The sequence below is a fragment of the Clostridium sp. Marseille-P2415 genome (genome assembly GCF_900155545.1).
Lineage (GTDB): Bacteria > Bacillota > Clostridia > Lachnospirales > Lachnospiraceae > Lacrimispora.
In genome coordinates, this window is the sequence record NZ_LT732525.1 from 868,161 (window position 1) to 893,190 (window position 25,030).

Genomic DNA, 25,030 nt, shown 5'->3' on the forward strand with positions numbered 1-25,030 from the left:
TTTGAAACTTAAAAACCACTTTCTTCCAGCAGGGAACCGGATATCCCAAAAGACATGGTCCCCTGTCATACTTTTAATCCGGCATTTCACTCTTATCCACCTTGCCGCTCATAAGAGAATAATATACCGGCAGCATCAGCAGAGAGAGGATCGTGGAAGCAGTCAGACCGCCAACATTGACCAACGCAAGGCCCTGCATGGTTTCACCACTGTCTCCCACCGCCATGGCCATAGGGATCATGGAGACTACCGTAGTAAGGGTGGTCATAAGAATGGGACGAAGTCTGGTCGCACCTGCTTCAATAAGGGCGGTACGTTTATCCATGGAAGAGCGGTATTGATTTACCGTATCCACATATAGGATACCCGAGTTTACTACCGTACCGATGAGCATCAGGAATCCCAAGAGCGACGGCATACTGATGGCGACACCCGCAGCCGCCAGGAATCCAAAGGAACCAATCAGACTGAACGGGATGGTGGTCATAACCATCATTGAGAATTTAGGTGATTCAAACTGGGCGGCCATAACTACGAATATCAGAAAAACGGCTATGGCGATCGCCCTTAACAGATTGCCAAATTCCTCCTGCATGGATTCATCTTCACTGTTTTTGGCTCTTGTAACAGTAGTGTCCAAATACTTGTTAACGACTTTCTGATCAATTTCCTTTATTGCTGCCGCTTTGTCTTTGTTCGTCTTGACCTCATCGGTAAAGGAACCTGTAATGGTAACTAAATATTGTTTGTTCTTTCTGCTGATTGCAGATGGGCTGTCTTCATAACCGATGTCAGCGATATCCGTAAGAGCTACGGAACCGCCTGAGCTGTTGGGAATCATGATTCCTTCTACCTTATCAAGCGTATCATAAGTATCTTCCGGATATTCTACCTGTACGTCAACATCCTCTCCTGCCACTTCCATGGTGGTCGCTTTCGTACCGCTCAGCATACTGTTTAACAGTCCGCCTACGTTGGATGGAACAACTCCTTCTGCTGCTGCTTTTATGGGATCTACCCGAACCTTGATTATTGGTGCCGCATTCTCAAGATCAGAATGTACCTTGATCAATTCCGGACGTTCCGTCAGCTCTGCCACCATCTGATCGGAAATACTTTTCAGTTCATCAAGCTGAGCGCTTTGAAGGATTACTTCAAAATCATTGCTGCTGCTCATCATGCTCATGCTGGAAGAAGACTCCACGGTAATATTACAGTCCGGAAGCTGGTTCATTTCCTTTTTCCACTTATTTACAATCTGATTGGTAGTAAGCTTTCTGTCATCCTTCAGATAGGCGGTCAAAGTTCCCTTCGTACCGCCGCTAAAGCTTAAGCCGCTGCCGCCATAGCTGACCATATAAGATTTTAAATCCCCTTCACTGGTGACGATGCCCTCCAGCTTCTGCAGGATCTTATCCGCTTCCTCTACCTTAAGACCCGGTTTCATCTCCGCACTGACGGTTATCGTTCCCTGATCAACTGCCGGCATCAGTTCAAAGCCAAGTTTTGTGGCCAGGAAAAAGGAGGCAACCAACAGCAGGACCGAAACGATCATAACCATCGCACGTCTGCGGAGCAGCTTATCGACCAGTTTACGGTAGCCGTTCTGCATGGCTCTAACGATACCGCCCATAGGAGAATTCTGTTTTTCAATCGGACGGAACCGGCTGTAACAAAGAGGAACAATGGTCATGGCGGAAAGCAGGGAGGCCAGCATACAGAACACAATGGTATAGCCCAAAGGCTTAAACAGCTGACCGGTCATACCTTCCAAAAGAGCCAGAGGGATAAATACAACACAGGTCGTAATGGTACCGCCAAGAATGGATTGTAATACGACTCCCGTACCTTCCAGCGCCGCATTCATATATTCCCGGAACCCGGTCCCTTTTTGTGAACGGAAGCAGCTTTCCAGTACAACAATGGAGTTATCCACCATCATACCTACACCAAGAACGATACTGCTCATGGTGATAACGTTCATGGAAAAGCCCATGGCGGACATTAAAATCAGGGATACCAGAATGGATACCGGAATAGAGCTTCCGACGATCAGAGACGCCTTGATATCTCCGAAGAACAGGAAAATGATGATCATGGAAATGACAACTGCCATAATCATGGTGTCCTTAACGCTGCTAAGCGCTGATGTGATCTGATCACTGGTATCATCAATAACAACAATATCCAGATTCGGATGTTCCTGCTTTAATGTATTGATCGTCCGGGTTACAGACTTTGATACATCGACCGCACTGTCCTTCTGCTGTTTATTAATGGATAATGTAATGGTATCTTCCCCATTGTACCGTCCAATTGCTTCCTGCTCTTTTGAGGTTTCCGAAATATCGGCAATATCCTCCATGTAGATGGTCTTTCCGTCGCCTGCCACCACCGGAACCTTTTTTAAGCTTTCAACCGTCTTCACTTCCACACCTGTACTGACGGATAAATCCCGCTTTCCCACTCCGGTATTTCCTGCCGGATAGGTAAAGTCAGCCGCCTTGATGGCCTGGCTGATGGAATTCATGGTCAGATGGTACTGGTTCATCTTTTCCGGTATCAGCCGGACGCTGATATAACCTTCCCGGCCGCCGCTGACATCTACACTGGCAACCGAAGAAATTTTCTCAAATTCCGGCACAATCTTATCATTCACATAGTTATAAAGATTCTCCTGGGATGGATCATTCACTGACAGGGTCACCGCAGGCATGTCATTCATGTTGAATTCCATAATGCTGGGTGTCTCCACATCATCAGGCAAATCAATGTTATCCATCTTCTTCTTCAAATCAGAATACGCCTTATCCATATCCGTACCGTATTCATATTCCAGCATAACGATGGAAACATTCTCCTGAGAACTGGACTGAACATTCTTAATGCCGGAAAGAGTACCCACGGCCTCTTCTACCGGCTTGGTAACAAGATCATTTACGTCCTCCGGGTTAGCACCGGCATATACACTGTTGATTAAGAGCATCGGGAAATTCATTTCCGGGGTCAGCTCCATCTTGGAGGACAAAACAGAGGACAAACCAAATACGATCAGACACAAAACTACTAAGACGGTGGTCACGGGCCGCTTTAAAACGCCTTTTGTAATTCCCATTCTACCGCCCCCTTACTGTACAGACTCAGAAGTTTCCGCCTCGGTTCCTTCTGTTTCTGTCGTACCATCTGCTGCCTGAGTCTCTTCCCCGGCTTCAGTTGCAAGGGTAACCTTGGAGCCGTCATATAATTCACTGGTCCATGTGGTGACTACCTGATCATCAGCCGTAATTCCGTCTTTAACTTCCATATAATCATTGTCTGACAGTCCTACGGTTACTGCATTCTTTTTAAGGGTTCCGTCTAAATATGTATAAATGAACGGATTTCCGCCCTCATAATAAACACTGTCCACAGGAACAGTCAGAACGTTCTCCGCTTTCTGGGAGATAACATAAAGCTTTACCGATGTTCCGGTAGCCAGGGTATCTCCGCTCGGTATGGAAGCTTTTACTTTGAATAAACCGCTCGAGTCATCGACCATGGTACTTACTTCTGTTATGGTCGCCGTATGGTCGGTTCCATTCTTTTCCACTCTTATGCTGTCTCCTGCCTTCAGTCCGCCAACGATGCGTTCTGAAACATAAAAGGTTACCGCTTTTCCTCCTTCTCCGGATATTACACATAAGGTAGTCTGAGGGGAAACCATATCGTGTACGCTAATGCTTAAGCTTTCCACCCGGCCGGCAATCGGTGACGTCACCTGGCTGCTTTCCAACTGGAGGTTATATGCAATCTTGGCATTCTCGTACTGAAGCCTTGCCGTTTCCGTCTTATCAACAAGAGACTGATAATCTGCCTCTGCCACATCGCCTGCCGCATAAAGAACGCTATAGCGGTCCAGATTCTTCTTGGCGTCTTCGTAGGCGATCCTGGTAGTCTCAGCAGTGATCCTGGAACTCTCCACCTGTTTCGTATCAATGACACAAAGAAGCTGGCCTGCCGTAACCACATCGCCGGTCTTAACGCCGATATTGGTAACTTCTCCTGAGCCAAGAGGCGTCACATAAACAATGCTGTCCGGCTCTATGGTCCCGATTAATTCATTGCTCAACTCAATGGAACGGATCTGAGGCTTCTCTGCTGTTACGGTAGGAGGAACTTCAGCCACAAGCTCTTCCTTATTTCCTCCCAATACCTTTGGAAGGATCAGTCCTGCCAGGACAGCTGCAACTACAACTGCACCTGCAATTATGAATGTCTTTTTCTTCGTCATGATGCACTCCTTATTTGGCCACATTTTGATTCTAATTATTGTTTACAAATTCCATATTGCAGAATTTCTAATTTTTCATGGAAAATTTTCTTAATTTTTTCCATGTCCTCTGGATGATGATAATACCACCCCATGCAATGGGCCAGTTCAAAAAAAATCATTGATATCAGTTTTCCAAAGGTTTCGATGCTTTGATCCTTAAAGTCAGATTTGTCAATGGAGTTGAACATTACCTCCTGCATGGCATATTGGCCGGTACCGCTATCCTTGCACAGGCAATGGGTTATAGCAAACATTTTATCACTGTCAACAATGTTCTTAACCAGCTTTAGCACATTCTCTTCTGTATTGGATATGCTGTAATCCATAAATGCTTCGGCAGTTCTCCACAAATCTCCATTGTGTCTTTGAGCACTGCCAACCCAGCCATTCAAAAAGTGTTCCGCAGCATCCTCAAAAATATATCCCAGAACATCATACTTATCCTCAAAATAAGTATAAAAGCTTCCTCTTGATATTCCTGCAGTTTTGATTATCTTATTAATCGATGCTTTTTCAAGCGGTACACGGATAAATTCTTCCATTGCAGCTTCGCGAATTGTTTTCTTTTTTCCCGCCGGAAGATTATAAAATCGCTCCGTTGGCATTTTCCCACCTCTCTTTTCCTTCCCCCTGTGAATCAAGCTGAAACACACAAAGGTGACAACATGCCACTTATTATAATGACACGTTGTCACCTTGTCAAGAAATGTTATACTTATTTAATAATTTTTCCATTTTCGTTTATTTTTTACTGTCAAGAATTTCCTTAAGGGCTTCATCGCTGTCCTCAATCCACACATCCTCTTCCTCTTCATCAAGGCCCAGGAACTTGGCCAGGGTTTCCGGTGTGCTGCTATGATTCCATTCTTCAATATAATCATCAATGGCTTCGAATTCTATTTCACCGGCCAGATACTTCTCCTTAAACGCCATAGGCTTCCCCTCCTTAATAATCCTGTTCTTTGATATTCTTTGAAACCGTGATCTCCTGGTTATCAATATGTTCTCTCATGGCTTCCTTGGCTTCTTCAACCCTCCGCAGCCGTACTGCCTTTAAGATATTATCATGCTCTATAATAAGGACCTGACGTTTGTCCTCATCCTTAATGTATTCCAGACGGTAACGGTACATCTGTTCCCTTAAGTTATTGATCATCTGAACCAGCCTGTCGTTGCAGGTTCCTTTAAAGATCACATCGTGATAGGCTTCATCGGTTTCAGCGATTTCCATTGCATTGCCGTTTAATACAGCATTCCGGAATTCCTCCTGCTTTATTTCAAGTTCAGCCACAGCCTCCGGTGTCATGCGCTGGCAGGCCAGTTCAATGGCCAGCTCCTCTAAGGACCTACGTACCTCCAGAACATCCCTTAAGCTTTTTTCAGAGATTTTTGCTACCTCAGCACCCTTTCTCGGTATCATTAAAACAAGCCCTTCCAGTTCAAGTTTCCGGATGGCTTCCCGGATCGGGGTACGGCTGACTCCAAGGCGTTCTGCAAGCTGGATCTCCATAAGCCGCTCCCCCGGCGCCAGTTCTCCCTTTAAAATGGCCTGTCGCAAAGTGTTGAAAACCACATCCCGAAGCGGCAGATATTCATTCATGTTAACTTTTAAATCACTACCCATTGGTAACCTCCTTGGTATTATAAAAATTAGTCAGATAAACTTGTTTTACAAGGACCTTGCTCTCACCGTACCGCAGCTCTTCATAAGCGTTTTCTGCGGCTTTGGGACTGGTAAAAATACCAAACACCGTAGGGCCGCTTCCGCTCATTAAGGCGTTCACCGCTCCCAGCTCCCTTATTTTGTCCTTAATCTGTGCGATCACCGGATATTCCGGAATCGTGACCGTCTCAAGCACATTTCCCAGGCGTTCCGACACCTGATATATGTTATGGTTCCGAATGGCTTCGATCATCCCGTCAATGTCCGGATGGTCTTCCGCCCTTAACCCTACCGCATCCAGATGCTCGTATACGAACTTTGTGGATACGCTTACTCCAGGCTTTGCTATCAGCACCTGGCACTGAGGCATATCCGGAAGCGGAGTCAGAATTTCTCCGATTCCTTCGGACAGTGCGGTTCCTCTCATTACACAATAAGGAACATCCGCCCCGATCTTAACCCCCCGCTCCATCAGCTCTTCTCTTGTAAGGCCAAGCTGGAACATCTTATTGACCCCAAACAGAACGGCCGCCGCATCGCTGCTGCCGCCGGCCATTCCCGCAGAAACCGGAATGAATTTCTTAAGATGAATGCGGATTCCATGCGTGACATGAAACTCATCCATGAGCAGCCTGGCTGCCTTATAAACCAGATTATTTTCATTAACCGGCAAATAAAAAAGATTGGTCACCACTTCGATTCCCGGCGTCTCTTTTAAGTAAATGTCGATCTTATCATAAAGGCCGACGGTCTGCATGATCATTCTCACTTCATGGTATCCGTCTTCCCGTCTTCTTAAAACATCAAGCCCCAGATTAATCTTTCCATACGCTTTTAATCCCAGGTGTCTTATCATAAGCAAACATTCCTCACTTTTTGGTTTTTCGGATTGTATTTTTAAATTTTTTTGTATACAGTATTTAGTATATAACGAAATAAAAAAAAGTACAAGCGTTTTATTCTGATATGTATTTTTTGCTCTTGTTAATTTTTCATAAAAATTTTGTTAATATTTTTTCGAAAATCTATTTGACAAAAAACGTCAGTCATGTATAATGTTGATATACTGAACGAGGGCGTTCCGAAACTGGAATTGCCCTCGTTTTCTGTAAACAAAATTGAGGAGGATGTGCTGTATGAAAAAACTGGAAATTATCATCAAGCCGGAAAAGCTTGAAAACTTAAAGGCTGTCCTGGAAGGCTGCAAGGTCAACGGGCTAATGATCAGCAATGTCATGGGATATGGCAATCAGAAGGGCTACACTCAGATGTACCGCGGTACCAAGTATAATGTGAACCTGCTCCCTAAAGTTAAAGTTGAAACCGTTGTACCAAAGGAGCTGGCTGATCCAATCATTGATGCGGTAGTAGAGGAAATTAATTCCGGTAATTACGGCGACGGTAAGATTTTCGTTTACGATGTGCAGGATGCAGTGCGGATCCGAACCGGTGAACACGGCAGGGAAGCTCTGTAATTCAAAAAGGAAACAGACATTCAATTTTCATACAGAACTTAAATAAATTATCAACGGGGATAATTGCTTTTCTGAAAGCAGTTATCCCTGTTTTGTATTTATGATTCTGTAAAGATTCCATTAAAAAATATTAAGAGGAGTTATGATTATGGAAAATACAACCTTATTATTGAATATTATATGGACCATGCTGGCCGCAATTCTGGTCTATTTCATGCAGGCCGGCTTTGCCCTGGTAGAAACAGGTTTTACAAGAGCAAAAAATGCAGGAAACATATGCATGAAGAACATGATGGACTTTGTTCTCGGGTCCCTCTTCTTCTTCATCCTGGGTTTCCCGCTCATGTTTGGCAGCAATATCGCAGGCCTCTTCGGCGGTTCCGGATTTTTCAATCCTTATTCTCTGGCTGACGGGGATGGATTATTTAACGGCCTTCCAATCGCCGTATTCATGATTTTCCACACCGTATTCTGCGCGACCTCAGCTACCATCGTCTCAGGTGCCATGGCAGAACGTACGAAGTTCTCCTCTTATCTGATTTACTCAGCAGCCATCAGCGTAATTATTTATCCCATAACCGGACATTGGATCTGGGGCGGCGGCTGGTTAGCGGACATGGGATTCCATGATTTTGCAGGCTCTACCGCAGTTCATATGGTCGGCGGCATCTGCGCCTTTGTAGGTGCGAAAATTGTTGGTCCCCGTATTGGCAAATACAATGAAAACGGAACTGCAAATGCAATTCCCGGTCACAATATTCCCCTGGGTGTTCTGGGAGTATTTATCCTCTGGTTCTGCTGGTTTGGTTTCAACTGCGGTTCCACAACAGCTGCCACCACCACCATAGGTAATATTGCCATGACTACCAACCTTGCCGCTGCAGCTTCCACACTTACAACCCTGCTGTTTACCTGGGCGCGTTACGGAAAGCCCGATGTATCCATGACATTAAACGGTTCCCTGGCCGGTCTGGTGGCGATCACGGCAGGCTGTGATGTGGTGACCCCTTACGAAGCGATCATCATCGGCGTGATTGCAGGTTTTGTAGTAGTTCTTGCCATTGAATTCATCGATAAAGCCGTAAAAGTCGATGACCCGGTCGGCGCGGTTGGCGTACACGGCTGCTGCGGTCTTCTAGGTACTCTTATGACCGGCATCTTTGGAGAAGGATGCAATTTATTGACACAGTTAACGGGGATTGTTTCTGTTCTCGCCTATACGGCTGTGATGGCATTTATCATATTTACCTTACTTAAGAAAACAATAGGTTTAAGAGTATCCGATCAGGAACAGTTAGACGGTCTCGACCTGCATGAACACGGTATGACCGCTTATTCGGGATTCCGAATCGATAAATAATCCGCTTTCCCTCATATTTATATACAAACTTCCGAGAACCCCCGGCAGAACACCGCCGGGGCTATCATTTTATTAAATATCTGAAAGAAATCCTTCCATCTCTTCTTCCATCTGCTTTAAAGCTTGAGCATATTCCTTAAATTCCTTTACTGCCCGCTTCTTCTGTTCTCCTTTGTAACAAATGCGGTGTTCCATGCTGGCCCATAAATCCATGGCCATGGTGCGAAGCTGTATTTCTACCGGATAATATTCCATACCATCCGTATGATAAACCGGAACGCCAAAGACAATGTGATAGCTTCGGTATCCATTAGGCTTTGGATCGGCAATATAGTCGCTTTCCTTTATTACTACGATATCGGTCTGCTTCTTCAGCAGGCAGACGATGGCATATATATCCCTTACAAAATAGCAGATGACCCGGATCCCCGCAATATCAGTTAAATAATTTCCAGCGGAATCCGTGCTGATCTCATATCCGTTCTTTTCCAGCTTATTCTCGATGCTTTCCTTTTGTTTGATCCTGTGCTGAATATGATGAATCGGATAATTCTGATTTTTTCTTCTATAATCATTATTCAGCACATCCACTCTGACTCTGATATTTTTGAGCGCATCCTCATAGGGCTGGATAAAACAGAAATACTCTTCTTCGGTCATATTCCACCTCCCAGACGTATCCTCATCCCGAATCTTAAGTATACCTTTCTTTTGTGTCCATATAGTGTCTAAAATATGAAATACAGGGGAGACCGGAAAGTCCATGCTTTTTATTTTACAGTGGAGTTCGGAGAATTTTCCTGTAAAATAAAAAACAGCCGGACAAGGATTATTGAAACGTTCCCTGCCCGGCCGTATACAGAGCTTATTCCTGCTCGTTTTGTATCTCTTCGGCTTCTGTCTCTTCTTTAGGTCCCTCTTTTGAATGCTCGTCTCCCTTTGCCAAAAGAATACTGCTTACATCCTCTTCCTCATCCGCAAACAGCGGCCTTAACTCTTCCTCTTTCTGCTCTTCCTTCGGCATATAAATCTGAAACACCGGAGTCAGAATATAGGAATTTATAAACGCCAGCAGGGGAAAGCCAAACAGCATAAATATCATCAGCATCGGCGGAATCACAAATACGAATCCGGCCGCCACCAGAACCCCGTCGATCACGATCATTCCGATGGTGCGGAACAAATGGCGTATGGACATGAAAAATGCATTGAAAAAGGTACGCTTTACGGTATTGAAAAACCTGGCCTGAAGCGGGAAAATATAAGTAAAAACAGCTGCATAAACAATTATCATCGCAAGGAATACGGTAAGCATCACAGTCCGAAAGGTTTGTCCCCCTGTAAACAGCCTGGTGAAAAAATACATATCGACCCCGAGAACAATACCTGCCGCCAACAGGATCAGCCAGATTATGGTGGACTGCTTGAAGTTTTCTTTAAAGGATTTAAAAAAAGAACGGATGGTGTATCCATCGTCATCTCTGGCAAGCTTCAGCGTCACATAATAAACCGCTGTCGTAGACGCGCCTATGGTAAAAACCGGGATGCTGCACACCAGCCACAGGATATTTAAGATGATCAAATCTCCGAATTTACCGATAAACCGCCATACCGGATTATCATAATTAAAAAAACCAGATAACATAAGTCATTCCCCTTCTCATAATAGCATCAAAAATATTATAGCGGATTTGCCTGTAAAAAGCAAACGTTCTTCTTTATTTCATCAAAATTTTAGAATTATTTTTAGGAAAATCAGCCGCTATGTGTTATAATCAAAAAGTACCTGTAATTAAAAAAGAAAGAGGCGCGAATGATGACCCCCTACGAAGACAAAAACTTTAAGGATATCTTGCAAGAGGAACGAAGCAAGTTAAAGGACATGAGTTTTAAAAATAAGCTGTGGTACATCTGGGAATATTATAAAATTCCGATCATCAGTGTGGTGGTAGCCATAGTCCTCATCTCCTCCATCGGCTCCGCCATCTATAACAACCGGTTTGAAACGGCCATGTCCTGCATCATTTTAAACAGCCGCCCTGCCGGTGAAGCCGACTCTGTAAACGATTATTTTGAACAGGGCTTCCGCCAGTATATCGGACTTGAAGCTGATAAGGAAATTGATGTGGACTACTCCATGTCCCTGACCTTTGATGAATCGTCCATGAGCGAATTCACTTATGCGGAGCTGGCCAAAATCACCGCCATGATATCCAGCAAGGAACTGGACGTTATGATCGGAAAGCAGGATACCATCGACCACTACGGTGCCATGGGCGGCTTTACCGATTTAAAGGAGGTCCTCCCCGGCAATGTTTATGATAAGGTAAAGGATCACCTCTATATGGTGACCAATCAGGAAACCGGAGAAAGGACGGCCTGCGGCATCCTCATCGGGGAAACGGATTTCTGTGAAAAGACCGGACTCATTATGGATGAACCGGTTCTGGCCATTATGAGCAATTCCACTCATACAGACACATGCGTGGAACTGATCCGCTATGTGTTTGGTCTATAAGCCGGAACCCCAGACTCTCCGCCAGTTTTACCGAAGGACGGTTTCTCTGGTCAATCCTGGCATAAATCCGTTCAGAAACAGCGGAAGCTGCATATCGAAGTATGGCCTGGCAGGCTTCTTTTCCATATCCCTGCCGCCTGTATGGGGAAAAGATATGATATCCCAGTTCCACCGGGGTATCATTATTTTTTATAGCTTTTAAAAACTCCTGCTGCAAGGATAATTCCAGGTTGCAGATGCCGGCCTTTCCCACCAGCCTTCCGGTATGGTTATCCACAACTGCCCAGATTCCATATTCATAGAAACCGTACTGGCAGCGAATGTAGTCTTTTAAGGATTCTTCTTTTAAAAACAACCGGTCAGCCTCTCCGCCCCCGGGCTCATCCGGAATAAAGGAACAATCGCCGGGAGTAAACTCCCGGATTGTCAAACGCTGCGTTTTCGCGATCTGCCACGGCAATCCCTCTTTTCTCCTTACGACCCGTTCCAGGAATTCATCGTCTATGTCTTCCAGTGACTCCGCCACATAGCCGGCCGGCGTAAGGCACTGGTCCGTTCTCTCAGGATCCCACAAACCAATAACGGCCCTGCCTTCCGCATACGCAGAACGCAGGGCCTCGCAATCATCGGATATGGTAACCCGGAAAACGTTTCCTTCTATTATAATCTCCCGTTCCCAGGTCATCGCTTAGCAAGTTTCCGGCTCGGGATACTCTTCGTCAAAGGTTTCCACAGTCATGGAACGGATCTTCTGCTCTTTCATGGGGCGGTCATTGTAATCCGTTTTCACATCAGCAATCTTATTCACAATATCCATGCCTTCCGTGATCTTACCGAATGCAGCATAGGAACCATCCAGATGCGGTGAAGCCTTGTGCATGATGAAAAACTGGGAGCCGGCTGAATCCGGGCTCATGGCTCTTGCCATGGACAACACGCCTTCCTCATGCTTAAAAGCGTTGGAAAATCCATTCTGGCTGAACTCTCCCTTAATGGAATAGCCCGGGCCGCCCATTCCGCTTCCCTCCGGGCAGCCGCCCTGAATCATAAAACCATTGATGACCCTGTGGAAAATCAATCCGTCATAAAAACCTTTTTTTACAAGACTGATAAAATTATTTACTGTGTTTGGTGCAATTTTCGGATACAGCTCAGCTTTCATCACATCGCCGTTTTCCATTGTAATCGTTACAACCGGATTCTTCATTTTTTCTCCCTTTCCTCCTTACCGCCCATGCTTTTTGGGCAGGGCCCGCCCCGCTTTATCGGGCGTAAAGGTATACCTGTAAGGCACTTCTGCGTCAGATTTCGCATATAAATGTATTTTATCAAATACTCATGTTTTTGTCCAGCTGTTCATATTTTGTTTAAATTTTATTCAAAAACCTTTTACATAAATAACACGGTTTCTTCATGTTTCATGGATATACTTAGAATGTAAATACAAATTGCTTATAAGATTTTTTTCATAATACTCGAGCTGATAATTTATTATCAGCTCTCCTCCCTTTTTTGATAACTTTACAGGACGTATTGCTTAACTGATCTGCATCATCAGTGAGGCAATACGTCCTTCCTTTATTATTAAGTTAAAAGGGAAAGATCATGGAATTTACTTATATCATAACCAGATTTTAACTTAACATTCATGCTATAAAGTTTCCAATAAGTTTTTTAAAGCTTCGATGCCGTCTACAGGCTGCAAACAGGAACCGTTGCGGCAGACATAATATTTACTTCCGGCAGTATTTATGGGATAATCCTTTGTGTATGGAGCTGCTTTTGTCAATTCGTTTTCGTTCAATGGAGTTTTTAATACTACGTTGAAATCAGGCATGATTCTTTTCTGCAGATCCTTCAGTTCATTTAAGATAGATTCCTCAGCGGAAACACATATGATTTCAGTGGAAGGGTACAGAACGCTTTGAAGCGCAAGCAATGAAAAACAATAGTTTGCAGGGCTTCGGCGCATTTCTTTTGACAGATAAGCGATCTGTTTCTCAAGGAAATTCTGCCACTTTATTTCCCCGGTCAGATGATAGATCCTGCTCAGCACATATGCCGCCACGGAATTCCCAGATGGAAGCGCACCGTCATAAAGTTCCTTGGGGCGGCTTATAAGCTTATCCCGGTCATGGGCATACATATAAAACCCTCCATGAGGTTCATCAAAAAAAAGCTCAAGCATTTTCTCAGAGATTTTCACGAATTCTTCCAGATACTTAACATCAAAGGACGCTTCATACAATTCCAGCAGGCCAAAAGCATAAAACGCATAATCATCAAGCTGTCCATCGTGAATCGCCTGACCATCCCGGTACCGGATATAAAGCCTTCCGCTTTCGGCCGTCAGTTTGTTTTCCAGGAAGGCCTGTGCTTTTTTCGCAGCTTCCAGGTACTGACCGTCGCCCAGTATCTGATACGCTTTTGCAATTGCGGCAATCATAAGTCCATTCCAGGAGGTCAGTATCTTATCATCCGTGTGAAGGATGGTTCTTTTTAAACGGTAGCCATATAGCATTTGGCAAAGATCGTCTATTTTTTCATTGCTGATTTCAAAGGCTTCATTTCCGATCAGGTTCGGAATATTTTTTCCCTCAAAATTACCTTTTTCCGTTATACCGAACCATTTACAGAATACGTCTGCATCTTCTTTCCCAAGAACATTTACAACTTCTTTTTTATCAAAGGTATAAAATTTTCCTTCCACACCTTCACTGTCCGCATCCTGACCGCAGTAAAATCCCCCCATTTCATCAGTCAGTACGGAAAGAACATAGCGGAGGATTCCCCGGGACACCCTGGCATAAAGCCTGTCCCCTGTTATCTGATAAGCTTCCACATAAGCATAAAGCAGGAGCGCATTGTCGTAAAGCATTTTTTCAAAATGGGGAACCAGCCATTTATCATCGGTGGAATAGCGTGAAAATCCTCCTCCGATGTGATCGTATATGCCGCCCCGGTACATTTGCTTCAGGGTTTTTTCTGCCATGGAAAGGACCGTGTCATCCTTTTCAAAAACATGATGTCTGATGAGAAAGATCAGGTTATGAGCCATCGGGAATTTTGGTGCTCTGCCGAAGCCGCCCCACGTCCCGTCAAAAGATCTCTTCAGCAAATCTGCGGCTGAGTACAGCAATTCTTTTGCAGGTTCACCGCTTTCATTTGATTCGGACTGTTCTTCTCCATTTAAATACCTGGTTATTTCATCTCCTGCTTCCAGCAGCTTATGCTTTTCATGATCCCAGAGCTTCCGAATGGAAACCAGTACATCCATGAGCCCCGAAGATCCCCACCTGGAAAACTTGGGCAGATAGGTTGCGGCATAAAAAGGTTTTTGTTCCGGCGTCATAATAATCGTAAGTGGCCAGCCTCCTGAACCGGTCAGGGCCTGGCAGACAGACATATATACCGAATCAATGTCCGGTCTCTCTTCCCGGTCCACTTTTATTGCCACATAATTCTTATTCAGAAATTCAGCTACCTCTTCATCATCAAAGGACTCATGAGACATGACATGACACCAGTGACAAGTACACGTATGCAACCGCAGTTAGCTATACCCAATCGATAAAAAAACCGGCTTGTCTTCAGCCGCAGCTTTGGCAAAAGCTTCCTCCCCCCAGGGGAACCATTCCACCGGATTGTATGCATGCTGAAGCAAATAAGGAGATTTTTCATTTATTAATCGATTGGGTATTCTATCAACGTTTGACATATGGCATCACCTCCTTTATTTTTAATCATTTTACTATTATGTCCGGAAAGCTCTGATTCTATGATTCCGGTTAAATAAAAGGTAAGCCGTACAAAGCACAGCAAGGCTTAGAAGTCAGCCCCTGACTGATTCTAAGCCCTGTTTTTCAATCACGTTATTTTCCTAATAGCTCGCGTTCAATTCGTTCTCTGGCCTCCGGTGCCTGTTTTTCCATCTTCTCCGGAAAACCAAACATGGAAACGCAGGCGATATTGTCTCCTCCCGCTTTCGGAGCATTTTGACCCAGCTGCTTCCTGGCAAAATTCATTTCACGAAGAGTTTTAAAAATACCGTCAAAATCCACCTCTCCTTCTCCCATGGCCAGATGCTGATGCACCGTTACATCCGCTGCTCCTCTTTTGTTAAGCCACGGCGGATTAACAATATACCTGCAGTCCATGGTCTGGTTAAATGTATCCGCAAACAGGACATGGGGTAATTCATCTCCCGCATAGCGAAGCATGGAGGATACATCTCCTTTTCCCTTGTCATAGAAGAATCCGTGGGGAGCAGAGTACACATAACCAAGGTTCTTTGAGCGGAAAGATTTTACGAGATCGCAGGTCTCATCATTCAGCTCGCAGAAATCATAGGGATGGGACTGAATCTCCACACGCAGCCCTTCCCGCTCTATGATTGGAAGCAATTCTTCCATAGAGCGAAACCACATACCGTTGCAGATTTCCTCCTGGTTCGGATCTCCCGATAATTCTGTATTAATGACCCGGACTCCCATATCAACAGCGATCCGTATCATTCTCTTCCAGTTTTCCACGGCCATCTTCCGCTGCTCTTCCGTCGGTCCGGACCAGCGGTATACAACGATAAAGGAAGAAATCTCCACCCCTGTTTCCCGCAGCGCCTGACGGTATTCCCGCTCACATTCTTCCGAAAATAAGGGATGCTTATAAAACGGATTAATCCTGGGATGAGGAGACTGTTCTATGTATTTATATCCCCAGTCAGCCACCTGATGTACCATACGATTGATATCCATTTGCTTTGCAAGCACGTCTACGTCAAATGCTATTTTCAAAACCAACCACCTCCTGGCTTCCTTTATACTTCATTTAGAGTCCTGTTTTTTCGGCAATATACTTTCTTGCCTTGATTGCGTACTCCAGCGGATTGGCAACGGCCGGATCCTGTTCCGCTTCCACCACTACATATCCTTCATAATCCGCTTCTTCCAGGACACGGAAAATCGGTTCAAAATCCACATCTCCATCACCGGGCACCGTAAAGACTCCCTCTCTGACACCCCGTAAGAAACTCCATCTTTCTTTTGCTGATTTTTCCACCATTTTCTTTCGGATATCTTTTAAATGCACATGTCTTACACGGTCAGCATATTTTTTTAATACCCTTACCGGATCCACACCGGCAAAAGATAAGTGACCGCTGTCAAAGAGCAGGGATACGAATTCGGGATTTACTTCCTGCATAAAACGGTCAATTTCCTCTTCCGTCTGCACGACAGTCCCCATATGATGATGAAAGGTAAGGGTCATGCCCTTATCTTTTGCTGCTTTTCCCAGCTTGTTAAGGCCCTGGGCCAGCAGCTTCCACTCCTTCTCACTCATCACGTATTTGCCTTCCCATACAGGCTGGTTCAAATTGCCTTGAATGCTATAGCTTTGCTCGGACACTCCGATCACTTTTGCTCCCATTGCTTTCAAAAAATCAATTTGCCGGATAAATTCTTTTTCCGTTTCTTCAAATGGCTTTGAAATCAGAAAGGAAGAAAACCAGCAATTGCATATCCGGATCCCGCGCAAATCCAGGGCTTTTTTTAAGATGCTTACATCAGCCGGATATTTTCCGCCTATCTCCGATCCTGTAAATCCGGCAAGAGCCATTTCACTGACGCATTGCTCGAAGGTATTTTCCTTTCCCAGATCCGGCATATCATCATTGGTCCATGCAATTGGAGCAATCCCCAGTTTTACTTTATTCTTATTTAACATCCTCTTCACCTTCTTTTTCCTTTTCTCCAATATAGGATAATATCATTTGTACTGCACCATCAACTCCGGTCTTGGATACATTGATAACCAGATCATAGTTTTCCGGGTCATGCCGGTCCATTCCCGTGAACCTGTGGTAATACTCATTTCTCTGCTCATCTCTTTTTTTCAGCTCTTCCAGGCTCTGTCCCTGATAGTACTCTTTTCCTTCCTGCTTTCTGTATTCATCATCGGCATAAATAAAGAAGGAATACGTATGAGGCATATCAGATAACACGAAATTAGCACATCTCCCAAGGAACACTCCCGGACATTTCTGCGCAATGCTTAATATCAGCTGACTTTGCTTTTCAAAAATTTCCAGATCGCTGTAATCCTTGGCTGCGCCCGAAACGGAATAAGAATATGGAGAAAATGTCACCTTCTCATTCATACCGTCATAGTTAAGATACTTTTCCACCTCTTCCAGATTGGCCGTTTCCATTCCTAGCTTTTCTGCCATCAGACAAATAATCTGACGGTCATATACCCGGCAGCCCAAAGCCTTGGCAGTTTCTTCCGCAACCCTTCTTCCGCTGCTTCCATAGAGCCGGCCTATGGCGACATTAACACGGTTACTGTTTCTTAAGAAAGCTTCCTTTTCCGGTCCATTCTCAGGAACCGTTTTTCCTTCTCTTGCCACCAGCTCCCGCATCATCCTGTCATATACCTTATCCAGCTTGTAGCAGGCTGCAATAAAAAACATGATGATCCAGATTGCGATCGGAACATATAAATAAAATCCTTTAATCACAGAAACCGCTGCCACGGTTTGTTCGGCTGCAGTTGCTTTTATTCCATCAAAGGCAGCCATTGAGAGAACCGCTCCCATGATCGCTGAGGTAAGTCCGCTGCCTGCCTTCTGTCCCATGCTCATAGAAGAAAACATCAGGCCTTCTACCCGGATTCCTGTCTTCCAGTGGCCATACTCAATCGCATCACTTGGCAAAGAATACTGCACACCGTAAAAAGGCGCGATTCCAAGTCCTCTCATGATACAGGTCACCACCCCCAGGGGAATGCTCGTAATATTAAAAAGAAACAGGAACTGACCGGCAATTCCAAGCAGACAGCCCGCACAGATTAAATTTCTTTTTCCAAACCTCGGCAATGCCTTAGGCAAAAGAGCGATTCCGATAATCGTAGCTACCTTTTCAGATGCGGAAAGAGGCATCACCAGATCCACATCATTTAATACATATTGGCAGTAATAGGTCAAATCCGTACCGATAATAATCTGATATGCCGTATAGAAAATCATTAATCCCAATGCAATTAAAAAATACCGGTTCGTTACCGTCGCCTTAAATGCGGTTAAAAACGGAATATCCGACTTTTCCTTTCTTTCCTTCTTATCCGCCTGAACCCGCTCCGTACAGGTAACATACGTATTAATCAGTACAAAAACAGAGATTACCGCGTACACTGCCGTTACAAGGATCCACGCCATCTGCTTGTTTCCCGTTTTCTCAGCCACCAGATTAATAAGCGGCAGGGTAAACGCCGTAATAATCATACTCGCCGTAATAGAAAGCACCATTCTGATATTACAGATTATATCCCGCTCTCTTCTGTCCCGGCTCATCAGCGAACCCAGAGCATGAAACGGCTGACTGATCGCCGTATAGACCACTGTATTCATAATGTTATATGTAACAAAAGCATAGACCGCCTTGCCCATATCCCCTATAGCCGGCATCGTAAACAAAAGGATCGCCGCCAGCGCATAGGGAATTGCCAGGCGCAGGATCCAGATTCTGGCTTTCCCGTATTTTGAATGAGTTCTGTCAATGACAGTCCCCATCAACACATCCGAGAACCCGTCAAACACACGGGATACAAGCATGATCATTCCCACTGTGCCAACAGAAATACCGGCTACATTTGTGTAGAAATAAATCAGGAGTGTTGTTGTCATTGTATACATTAATGTCAGTGCCGGATCCCCGAAACAATACGCAAGCTTTTCCGGTACCGGAACCTGAATGAACTCATTCATATCTTTATTCTTCTGTTTGAAATTCAGAATCTCTGCTATTGTGCCCCTTATCAAAAAAAGCCTCCTTCCACCGCTCATAAAGAACGTTATACCTTCTGTTTAAAATATTCCTTCTTCTGTCACCCGAAATATTTTTTAACAAATTCCCTGGTCACCTGAGCTGCTTTTTTCACATTTTCTTCATGAGAAAGCTTATAGTACTCAGGACGGAATTCTTCAATCGTACATACGCCGTCAAAACCGATCTTCCTTAGTGCTGCTGCGATCCCCCCATGATCAACAACGCCCTCTCCCGGCCATAATCTCTTATCATCCCCGCAGGAACCTAACGGAAGGTCTTCACAGTCATTCAAGTGATATGCAAAAATTTTCTTTCCGTCAGCTTTTTCCAAATCTTCTAATCTGGAACACATTTCATGGAAATGGAATGTATCCACCGTTACTCCTACATTGTCACGGTTAACCGCTTTTACAACATCATAGGCCGTTCCGAACTGGTTGATCGAGCAATTAGGCGCACCGCAGAATTCAAGGGATATCTTCATATCCGATCCCACTTTATCTGCCAGATACTGCAGCCTGGCCACTGCCTCAGCCTTGATCTCCGGCACTGTTTTGTTTTTGACATCAAAAGACGGGACCGTGATAAGCATTTTCATTCCGATCGCCTTAGATACTTCCATGATAAAATCCACTTCATCATCGATTTCCTTTTCCCCTGCCTTATCCCTTTGATTAAAAAAGATAAGGGTGTTGTATGCCCAGGGTTTTAAGTGATGATTTTTAAACCAGCCGGAAAGCTCTTCCAGGGAATGTTCCTTTAAGTAATCCCTGATGCAGTCAAAACGGATTTCTATGTAATCAAACCCATACTTCTCACACATTTCAAGATCTGCAATGAGAGACTGACCTTTACATTCCAATGCTGTCGCTTCGTTAAATCCAATTTTCATATTTTTTTCCTCCATTTTAACATCATTGTTTTTTATTTATAAAAATCCGGTTTTTCTACTTCTGTCACAACAGGTTCTATTCCGCCTGTCTCCTGTGCCTTTACCAGCGCATCCGCTGTTACGGCTGCAAGATAACCATCCCATGCGGTAGGACCTGTAATAATCCCCTTAGAAGCGCTGTCAACCCAGTCCTGCACTTCCTCGTCGTAGGCATCTTCAAATCTTACAAAGCAATCGGTATCAATGGTGGTGGACAGCTTTGCATCCTTACGGATAACCGGATAATTCGGAACTGCCATTTGAATCGCTCCGTCTTCACACACCGCTTCACAGTTAATGTCATACCCGAACTTGCAGTTCACAAACACCTCAACATCAATGCAAACTCCTTTTTTGGTGCGCATCAGCATAATCTGCGGATCATTCAATTTGCTGTGGGAATATTTCGTCACTCTCGGCATGATAACCTGAACGGATTCATATTCATCATCTACCAGCCAGTGAAGCACATCAATTTCATGAATGGCGGTATCATGAACTGCCATGGGAGTGGTATAACCGGTTCCCACTTCCGGATTCCGGTGTGTGCAGTGCAGCATCAGCGGCTCCCCGTACTCCCCCGACTGAAGCGCTGCCTTTACCTGACGGTAACCTCTGTCATAACGTCTCATGAATCCAAGCTGGATCAGATGCTTTCCGGAAGCCTCCTCTGCCTTTACTACCTTTAAACAGTCCTCCGCCGTTGTACATAACGGCTTCTCACAAAATACTCTTTTCCCTGCCTCAATCGCCATAAGAAGGTGCTCTATATGAGCAAACCCCGGAGATACGATAAATACTGCGTCTACTTCCGGAGCGTTGATCAAATCTTTCCCCTCCTTATAAATTTTAGCTCCGCATAAAGCTGCCGCAGCTTTTGCATTTTCCCCGGATACGTCCGTAACTGCCACAACTTCCGCTCCCTGGATTTTGTTTGTTAACCTCTTAATGTGGTCGCGCCCCATTCCGCCGCATCCGATCATACCTACTCTTAACATCTGTTTTCCTCCATTTTCCTAGTTTTTGGTACTGCATTTTAGTATACGTATTATATCATTCGCGTGCACGTGAACGCAATTCGCAAAATCTCCAATTTTACTGCAATATTTTTGGTAATTATTGCCATATTTCATTTGTCATATTATGTTTTTTATTTCCATTTGCCAACTTTTCTTTGTTGTTTTAATTATTTCCATAGATTTGGATCCGGAATTCCATGCTTCCTTAACGCATTTTTTCCTGTCGCGCTTGCGTGCACTTGAACGCAAAAAAACTCTTTAAATGCAAATTCAAAGAGTTTCCGGGATCCTATATATTATATTTTGTTTTTATGACAATGTCCGTATACTGCAGTTCCTTTTCGGGCTTAATGCCTTCAAATAACAGCCTGTATAAGATCATTGTCGGTTCAAACCCCTGCGCAAAGGGATCCTGTCCTATGAGAAAGTTAATGCTCCCATTTTCAAGATAAGGAAGATTCTCCTTTACCAGGTCATTTGCCACCACTTTTATTTTCAGATTTAACTTCTTCTTCCGGAGACACTCACAAACGCCCTTCTCTCCATGCCCGGTAATATATACTCCTTTCAAATCACAATGATTCTCCAGAATTTCTTCCATGATTTTTTCTGCGACCCAGTCATCATCATAAGTATACCTTGGCTCCAGTACTTCTATTTCAGGAAATTTATCTTTCATTTCCCCTGCAAATCCCGCCAAACGGTTATTTAAAGCTTTATTGTTCTCATTCCCCGAAAGAATGCACACTTTCCCCGATTCCCCGACAATCTCCCCCAGAAGGCCGGCTGCCGCCCGTCCGCTTTGTATCGCATCCTGCCCCACAAAACAGATTCTTTTTGTATCTTCCAGATCTGCGTTAAAGGTTACAATAGGGATTCCATATTCCTGGACAAACTTGTCAATGGTCCTTCTAAGCAACTGGTCATCCGAAGGCATCAGAGCAATTGCATGAAACTCCTTTTTTCGGAGCTTCTCCATAATGTTTATCACCCTGCCCGCATCAATTCCTTTTATTTTATGGATTTCCAACGTTCCCCCAAGGCCCTCCACCTCGGTTTTGGCCACCTCAATCCCCTTTATTACCCCTTTCATAAAAGGAGTTTCAGCCGATTGCGCAATGACAGCGATCTTCAGTCCCTTTTTTGCCATAGCCATAGCTCTTCCTGCTTTGTTCGGCTGGTACCCCATCTGTCTTGCGATCTCCCGGATATTCTCCGCCACTTCCGGACGGATCCTGCCTCTGTTATTTAAAGCTCTGTCTACGGTTCCTCTCGAAACCCCTGCTTTTTCTGCAATCTGCTGTAACGTTACGGCCATTTTCACTTTCTCCTTTTCATTCCCATGTAATTCATTATACATGAAAATTTTATCCCGTGCAACGCTTCCGGTTATTCCGGAAAGGTCACCTCTTTCATTAAAAATATCAGAGCTGTAATATTGGGAATTGCCATCAGCCCATTCCAGATATCGGAAAGCTCCCATACAGTCTCCAGCTTTGCAAGACAGCCAAGGAACACGGCTCCCAGGTAAAGGAAGGTATACACCTTTCCTCTCAGAATCCGCTGCAAGAGGGAAAGGGCGTTCCGCTTCTTTAAACTCTCCGCCAGGTACACGGCCGCCTGACGACCCAGATAGTACCAGGCAATGATGGTTGCAAAGGCAAAAACCAGCATGGCGCCCGATACCACAAACTGTCCAAGAGCGCCTAAGCGCCTGGAAAAGCAGTAGGCAGTCAGAGCTGCCCCATCATAGCCGGAACCGGCCGCATCCCCTTCCGTCATGCACAGGATCACAAACGCAGTCATGGTACAGATTAAAATGGTATCGAAAAACACCTCAAACATGGCCCACATTCCCTGCTTTTCCGGTGTGGTATCCTCTGCGGCACCATGCAGAACTGCCATGCTCCCAAGTCCTGCTTCATGGGAAAACACGCCCCGGGACACGCCATATTGCAGGCTTCTGCTGATTCCGTACCCGGCTGCTCCGGAAAAGACGGATACCGGCCGGAAGGCATCCTGAAAAATGCATTGAAAAATATACGGGATCCTATCATAACAGGACATAATGACAACCATGGAGAACAGCATATAAATGCCTGCCGACAGAGGAATCAGCCGTTCGGAAACAAACGCGATCCTTCCGATTCCTCCCAGTACAACCAGAAATACGATTCCCGTTAACAGGACACCGATGGGAACAGACGGGAGGCCAAAGGTATATTCCAAAGTTTCTGCAATAGAATTGGACTGGACCATGCTCCCCATTCCAAGAGAAACCATAATACAAAAAAAGCTGTACAACATGCCAAGTCCGGGCAGCTTAAGCCCATGCTCCAAATATACCATGGGACCGCAGATCCAGGCTCCGTTTTTATCCCGGTAACGGTAGCGGATCCCGAGCATGGTCTCCGCATAGCCTGTCATCATACCGATCACGGCGGATACCCACATCCAGAATATGGCTCCCGGCCCGCCGGCTGTCAGCGCCGTGGCAACTCCGACGATATTTCCGGTCCCAATGGTGGCTGCCAGAGCCGTGCATGCGGTTTGGAATTTCGTTACTTCCCCTTTGTCTTCTTCCGCATCCTCGTGTATGCTTCCAATGGTCTGCTTCCACCAGTAAGGCAGCTTCCTGACCTGAAAAAATCCTGATTTTACCGTATAAATGATCCCGATTCCAAGAAACAGAACCAAAAGCCACGGTCCCCAAACCAATTCATGTATGCTATGTATCATAGGATCAGCTCCTGTACGCTCTCCTTAACACTTATTCGTACTGGCCGGATAGTATGAAAATTTCCAATGATTTTTATACAAAATAAAATATCCTATGGTATAATCAAATTACATGAAACTGTATCAAAAAAAATGAGAGGTGAACAATATGCCCGGTTTTACCACCCACTATCTGTTAGGAGTCAGGGTTTTTAACGATATGCCAAACAATCCTCTAAAACGTATCATCTCCAAATACCGCTGGCTTTATCAGCTCGGTCTTCAGGGCCCGGATATATTTTTTTACAACATACCCATTCTCCGCCACCGGGACTACCGGAATGTGGGGTCCTATATGCACGAAAACCACGTACATGATTTTTTTGTCTCCTGCTTAAATCACTTATCCCAGATAGAATCCAAGCAGCAGCGCGAGCAGGCCATTTCCTATATGAGCGGCTATTTCTGCCACTATATGGGAGATTCCATCTGCCATCCATATGTATACGGCAGGATTGATTACGATGTTAAAAATTCCGGAAACTATCATCACGGACTTCATGCCATGCTGGAAAACGATATTGATGCATTGCTTCTGATGAAATATAAGAAGAAAAAGCCATCCCAGTTCAATCAGGCTGCCACCATCTGTTTAAACGGTCAGGAGATGCAGTTTATCTCCGGCTTTTTGTCTGTATGCATCAATGAAGCTTATTACCCCTTAAATTACCGGAACAATTTCCGCGTAAACTCCAAGATGGTATCCCGCTCCATTCTGGCAATGCGTTTAGGCTGCCGGACCCTTGCCGATCCCTCCAGCCGCAAGAAAAACAGCATAGAATTTGTGGAATCCCTTTTTCTGCGGACGCCCTTCGCCTCGCGGAAGCTGATAACCGACATCCCCCCTGACCCGGTTTCTACCATGAACTTAAATCATGAAACCTGGTGCAATCCCTGGAACCGCCGCCTTGCATCCCAGGCCTCATTCCCGGAGCTTTTTCACCTTACCATGGGGAAATGCAGCGATGTGTTCTTCCTTCTGAACGAAGAACTCACCTCGCCGGTTCCCTTAAAAAGCCTGGATCATAACAAGCTTTTAAAAGAACTCGGCAATTATTCTTTCCACAGCGGGCTGGCGGTTGATACGGATTAGGACAGGTGGCTCTCAGGATAAAAAAGAAACATGAACGGGGATTGACTTCGCGTCAATT

The 25,030-nt window shown here is 44.9% G+C and carries 21 protein-coding genes and 1 pseudogene; 4 read left to right on the forward strand and 18 right to left on the reverse strand.

Annotated elements, in window-relative coordinates; translation table 11 throughout:
* Window positions 1-73: 73 nt before the first annotated feature.
* From BQ9856_RS04160 to ispE, 6 genes are all read right to left on the reverse strand, one after another.
* Window positions 74-3,115 carry an efflux RND transporter permease subunit gene (locus BQ9856_RS04160; RefSeq protein ID WP_077609839.1) on the reverse strand — a complete coding sequence of 1,014 codons (3,042 nt, stop codon included), beginning with the start codon at window positions 3,113-3,115 and terminating at the stop codon, window positions 74-76.
* A gap of 12 nt (window positions 3,116-3,127) precedes the next feature.
* Window positions 3,128-4,270 (reverse strand): efflux RND transporter periplasmic adaptor subunit, encoded by a 1,143-nt coding sequence (locus BQ9856_RS04165; protein WP_077609840.1) that lies wholly within the window; start codon window positions 4,268-4,270, stop codon window positions 3,128-3,130.
* Between the two features lie 35 nt (window positions 4,271-4,305).
* On the reverse strand, window positions 4,306-4,917 hold the full coding sequence (locus BQ9856_RS04170) for a TetR family transcriptional regulator (protein WP_077609841.1): 612 nt from the start codon (window positions 4,915-4,917) through the stop codon (window positions 4,306-4,308).
* A gap of 136 nt (window positions 4,918-5,053) precedes the next feature.
* Complete coding sequence (locus BQ9856_RS04175) at window positions 5,054-5,245, reverse strand: hypothetical protein (protein WP_077609842.1); 192 nt, start codon at window positions 5,243-5,245, stop codon at window positions 5,054-5,056.
* A 13-nt stretch (window positions 5,246-5,258) separates the two neighbouring features.
* On the reverse strand, window positions 5,259-5,936 hold the full coding sequence (locus BQ9856_RS04180; RefSeq protein WP_077609843.1) for a GntR family transcriptional regulator: 678 nt from the start codon (window positions 5,934-5,936) through the stop codon (window positions 5,259-5,261).
* Window positions 5,929-6,831: a 4-(cytidine 5'-diphospho)-2-C-methyl-D-erythritol kinase gene (gene ispE, locus BQ9856_RS04185; RefSeq protein WP_077609844.1), complete on the reverse strand. Its 903-nt coding sequence runs from the start codon at window positions 6,829-6,831 to the stop codon at window positions 5,929-5,931. Before ispE ends, BQ9856_RS04180 begins: the two co-directional genes overlap by 8 nt.
* 280 nt (window positions 6,832-7,111) lie before the next feature.
* Between ispE and BQ9856_RS04190 the strand changes: the two genes are divergently transcribed.
* Window positions 7,112-7,450 (forward strand): P-II family nitrogen regulator, encoded by a 339-nt coding sequence (locus BQ9856_RS04190; RefSeq protein WP_077609845.1) that lies wholly within the window; start codon window positions 7,112-7,114, stop codon window positions 7,448-7,450.
* A 148-nt stretch (window positions 7,451-7,598) separates the two neighbouring features.
* A complete protein-coding gene (locus tag BQ9856_RS04195) occupies window positions 7,599-8,810 on the forward strand; it encodes an ammonium transporter (RefSeq protein ID WP_077609846.1) in 1,212 nt (403 codons plus the stop codon).
* A 72-nt stretch (window positions 8,811-8,882) separates the two neighbouring features.
* On the opposite strand, the gene BQ9856_RS04200 is transcribed toward BQ9856_RS04195, so the two are convergent.
* Both BQ9856_RS04200 and BQ9856_RS04205 read right to left on the reverse strand, forming a co-directional pair.
* Window positions 8,883-9,470, reverse strand: coding sequence for a GTP pyrophosphokinase (locus BQ9856_RS04200; RefSeq protein ID WP_077609847.1), 588 nt, complete (start codon window positions 9,468-9,470; stop codon window positions 8,883-8,885).
* A 205-nt stretch (window positions 9,471-9,675) separates the two neighbouring features.
* Window positions 9,676-10,455 (reverse strand): YesL family protein, encoded by a 780-nt coding sequence (locus BQ9856_RS04205; RefSeq protein ID WP_077609848.1) that lies wholly within the window; start codon window positions 10,453-10,455, stop codon window positions 9,676-9,678.
* 168 nt (window positions 10,456-10,623) lie between these two features.
* Here BQ9856_RS04205 and BQ9856_RS04210 point away from each other — a divergent pair, with 168 nt between their 5' ends.
* Window positions 10,624-11,328: a hypothetical protein gene (locus tag BQ9856_RS04210; protein WP_235839112.1), complete on the forward strand. Its 705-nt coding sequence runs from the start codon at window positions 10,624-10,626 to the stop codon at window positions 11,326-11,328.
* Here the strand turns inward: BQ9856_RS04210 and BQ9856_RS04215 are convergent.
* From BQ9856_RS04215 to BQ9856_RS04265, 10 genes and pseudogenes are all read right to left on the reverse strand, one after another.
* Window positions 11,264-12,013 carry a GNAT family N-acetyltransferase gene (locus BQ9856_RS04215; RefSeq protein WP_077609850.1) on the reverse strand — a complete coding sequence of 250 codons (750 nt, stop codon included), beginning with the start codon at window positions 12,011-12,013 and terminating at the stop codon, window positions 11,264-11,266. The genes BQ9856_RS04210 and BQ9856_RS04215 overlap by 65 nt on opposite strands.
* Before the next feature lie 3 nt (window positions 12,014-12,016).
* On the reverse strand, window positions 12,017-12,535 hold the full coding sequence (locus BQ9856_RS04220) for a peptidylprolyl isomerase (protein ID WP_077609851.1): 519 nt from the start codon (window positions 12,533-12,535) through the stop codon (window positions 12,017-12,019).
* Between the two features lie 444 nt (window positions 12,536-12,979).
* Window positions 12,980-15,046 (reverse strand): annotated as a pseudogene (locus BQ9856_RS04225) (thioredoxin domain-containing protein).
* A 154-nt stretch (window positions 15,047-15,200) separates the two neighbouring features.
* Window positions 15,201-16,121: a sugar phosphate isomerase/epimerase family protein gene (locus BQ9856_RS04235; protein WP_077609854.1), complete on the reverse strand. Its 921-nt coding sequence runs from the start codon at window positions 16,119-16,121 to the stop codon at window positions 15,201-15,203.
* Between the two features lie 34 nt (window positions 16,122-16,155).
* Complete coding sequence (iolE, locus tag BQ9856_RS04240; protein ID WP_077609855.1) at window positions 16,156-17,052, reverse strand: myo-inosose-2 dehydratase; 897 nt, start codon at window positions 17,050-17,052, stop codon at window positions 16,156-16,158.
* Window positions 17,042-19,144, reverse strand: coding sequence for a cytidylate kinase family protein (locus BQ9856_RS04245; protein WP_235839113.1), 2,103 nt, complete (start codon window positions 19,142-19,144; stop codon window positions 17,042-17,044). The genes iolE and BQ9856_RS04245 overlap by 11 nt, the downstream gene beginning before the upstream one ends.
* A gap of 65 nt (window positions 19,145-19,209) precedes the next feature.
* On the reverse strand, window positions 19,210-20,043 hold the full coding sequence (locus BQ9856_RS04250) for a sugar phosphate isomerase/epimerase family protein (RefSeq protein WP_077609857.1): 834 nt from the start codon (window positions 20,041-20,043) through the stop codon (window positions 19,210-19,212).
* A gap of 32 nt (window positions 20,044-20,075) precedes the next feature.
* Window positions 20,076-21,080 (reverse strand): Gfo/Idh/MocA family protein, encoded by a 1,005-nt coding sequence (locus BQ9856_RS04255; RefSeq protein ID WP_077609858.1) that lies wholly within the window; start codon window positions 21,078-21,080, stop codon window positions 20,076-20,078.
* Between the two features lie 310 nt (window positions 21,081-21,390).
* Window positions 21,391-22,419, reverse strand: coding sequence for a LacI family DNA-binding transcriptional regulator (locus tag BQ9856_RS04260; RefSeq protein ID WP_077610033.1), 1,029 nt, complete (start codon window positions 22,417-22,419; stop codon window positions 21,391-21,393).
* Between the two features lie 71 nt (window positions 22,420-22,490).
* The gene (locus BQ9856_RS04265; RefSeq protein ID WP_077609859.1) at window positions 22,491-23,840 is read right to left on the reverse strand and encodes an alanine/glycine:cation symporter family protein; all 1,350 of its coding nucleotides are present in this window, start codon (window positions 23,838-23,840) and stop codon (window positions 22,491-22,493) included.
* Window positions 23,841-23,988: 148 nt separating this feature from the next.
* On the opposite strand from BQ9856_RS04265, the gene BQ9856_RS04270 reads away from it, so the two are divergent.
* Window positions 23,989-24,972, forward strand: a complete 984-nt coding sequence (locus tag BQ9856_RS04270; RefSeq protein WP_077609860.1) for a zinc dependent phospholipase C family protein — start codon at window positions 23,989-23,991, stop codon at window positions 24,970-24,972.
* Window positions 24,973-25,030: the final 58 nt, after the last annotated feature.

Coding starts and splice junctions, on each gene's coding strand:
- BQ9856_RS04200 (WP_077609847.1), bottom strand. CDS start 9,470: ATGACCGAAGAAGAGTATTTCTGTTTTATCCAGCCCTATGAGGATGCG.
- BQ9856_RS04265 (WP_077609859.1), bottom strand. CDS start 23,840: ATGATACATAGCATACATGAATTGGTTTGGGGACCGTGGCTTTTGGTT.
- BQ9856_RS04215 (WP_077609850.1), bottom strand. CDS start 12,013: ATGACCTGGGAACGGGAGATTATAATAGAAGGAAACGTTTTCCGGGTT.
- BQ9856_RS04220 (WP_077609851.1), bottom strand. CDS start 12,535: ATGAAGAATCCGGTTGTAACGATTACAATGGAAAACGGCGATGTGATG.
- BQ9856_RS04160 (WP_077609839.1), bottom strand. CDS start 3,115: ATGGGAATTACAAAAGGCGTTTTAAAGCGGCCCGTGACCACCGTCTTA.
- BQ9856_RS04165 (WP_077609840.1), bottom strand. CDS start 4,270: ATGACGAAGAAAAAGACATTCATAATTGCAGGTGCAGTTGTAGTTGCA.
- BQ9856_RS04175 (WP_077609842.1), bottom strand. CDS start 5,245: ATGGCGTTTAAGGAGAAGTATCTGGCCGGTGAAATAGAATTCGAAGCC.
- iolE (WP_077609855.1), bottom strand. CDS start 17,052: ATGTTAAATAAGAATAAAGTAAAACTGGGGATTGCTCCAATTGCATGG.
- BQ9856_RS04270 (WP_077609860.1), top strand. CDS start 23,989: ATGCCCGGTTTTACCACCCACTATCTGTTAGGAGTCAGGGTTTTTAAC.
- BQ9856_RS04260 (WP_077610033.1), bottom strand. CDS start 22,419: ATGGCCGTAACGTTACAGCAGATTGCAGAAAAAGCAGGGGTTTCGAGA.
- BQ9856_RS04170 (WP_077609841.1), bottom strand. CDS start 4,917: ATGCCAACGGAGCGATTTTATAATCTTCCGGCGGGAAAAAAGAAAACA.
- BQ9856_RS04250 (WP_077609857.1), bottom strand. CDS start 20,043: ATGAAAATTGGATTTAACGAAGCGACAGCATTGGAATGTAAAGGTCAG.
- BQ9856_RS04210 (WP_235839112.1), top strand. CDS start 10,624: ATGATGACCCCCTACGAAGACAAAAACTTTAAGGATATCTTGCAAGAG.
- BQ9856_RS04205 (WP_077609848.1), bottom strand. CDS start 10,455: ATGTTATCTGGTTTTTTTAATTATGATAATCCGGTATGGCGGTTTATC.
- BQ9856_RS04180 (WP_077609843.1), bottom strand. CDS start 5,936: ATGGGTAGTGATTTAAAAGTTAACATGAATGAATATCTGCCGCTTCGG.
- BQ9856_RS04255 (WP_077609858.1), bottom strand. CDS start 21,080: ATGTTAAGAGTAGGTATGATCGGATGCGGCGGAATGGGGCGCGACCAC.
- BQ9856_RS04190 (WP_077609845.1), top strand. CDS start 7,112: ATGAAAAAACTGGAAATTATCATCAAGCCGGAAAAGCTTGAAAACTTA.
- BQ9856_RS04195 (WP_077609846.1), top strand. CDS start 7,599: ATGGAAAATACAACCTTATTATTGAATATTATATGGACCATGCTGGCC.
- ispE (WP_077609844.1), bottom strand. CDS start 6,831: ATGATAAGACACCTGGGATTAAAAGCGTATGGAAAGATTAATCTGGGG.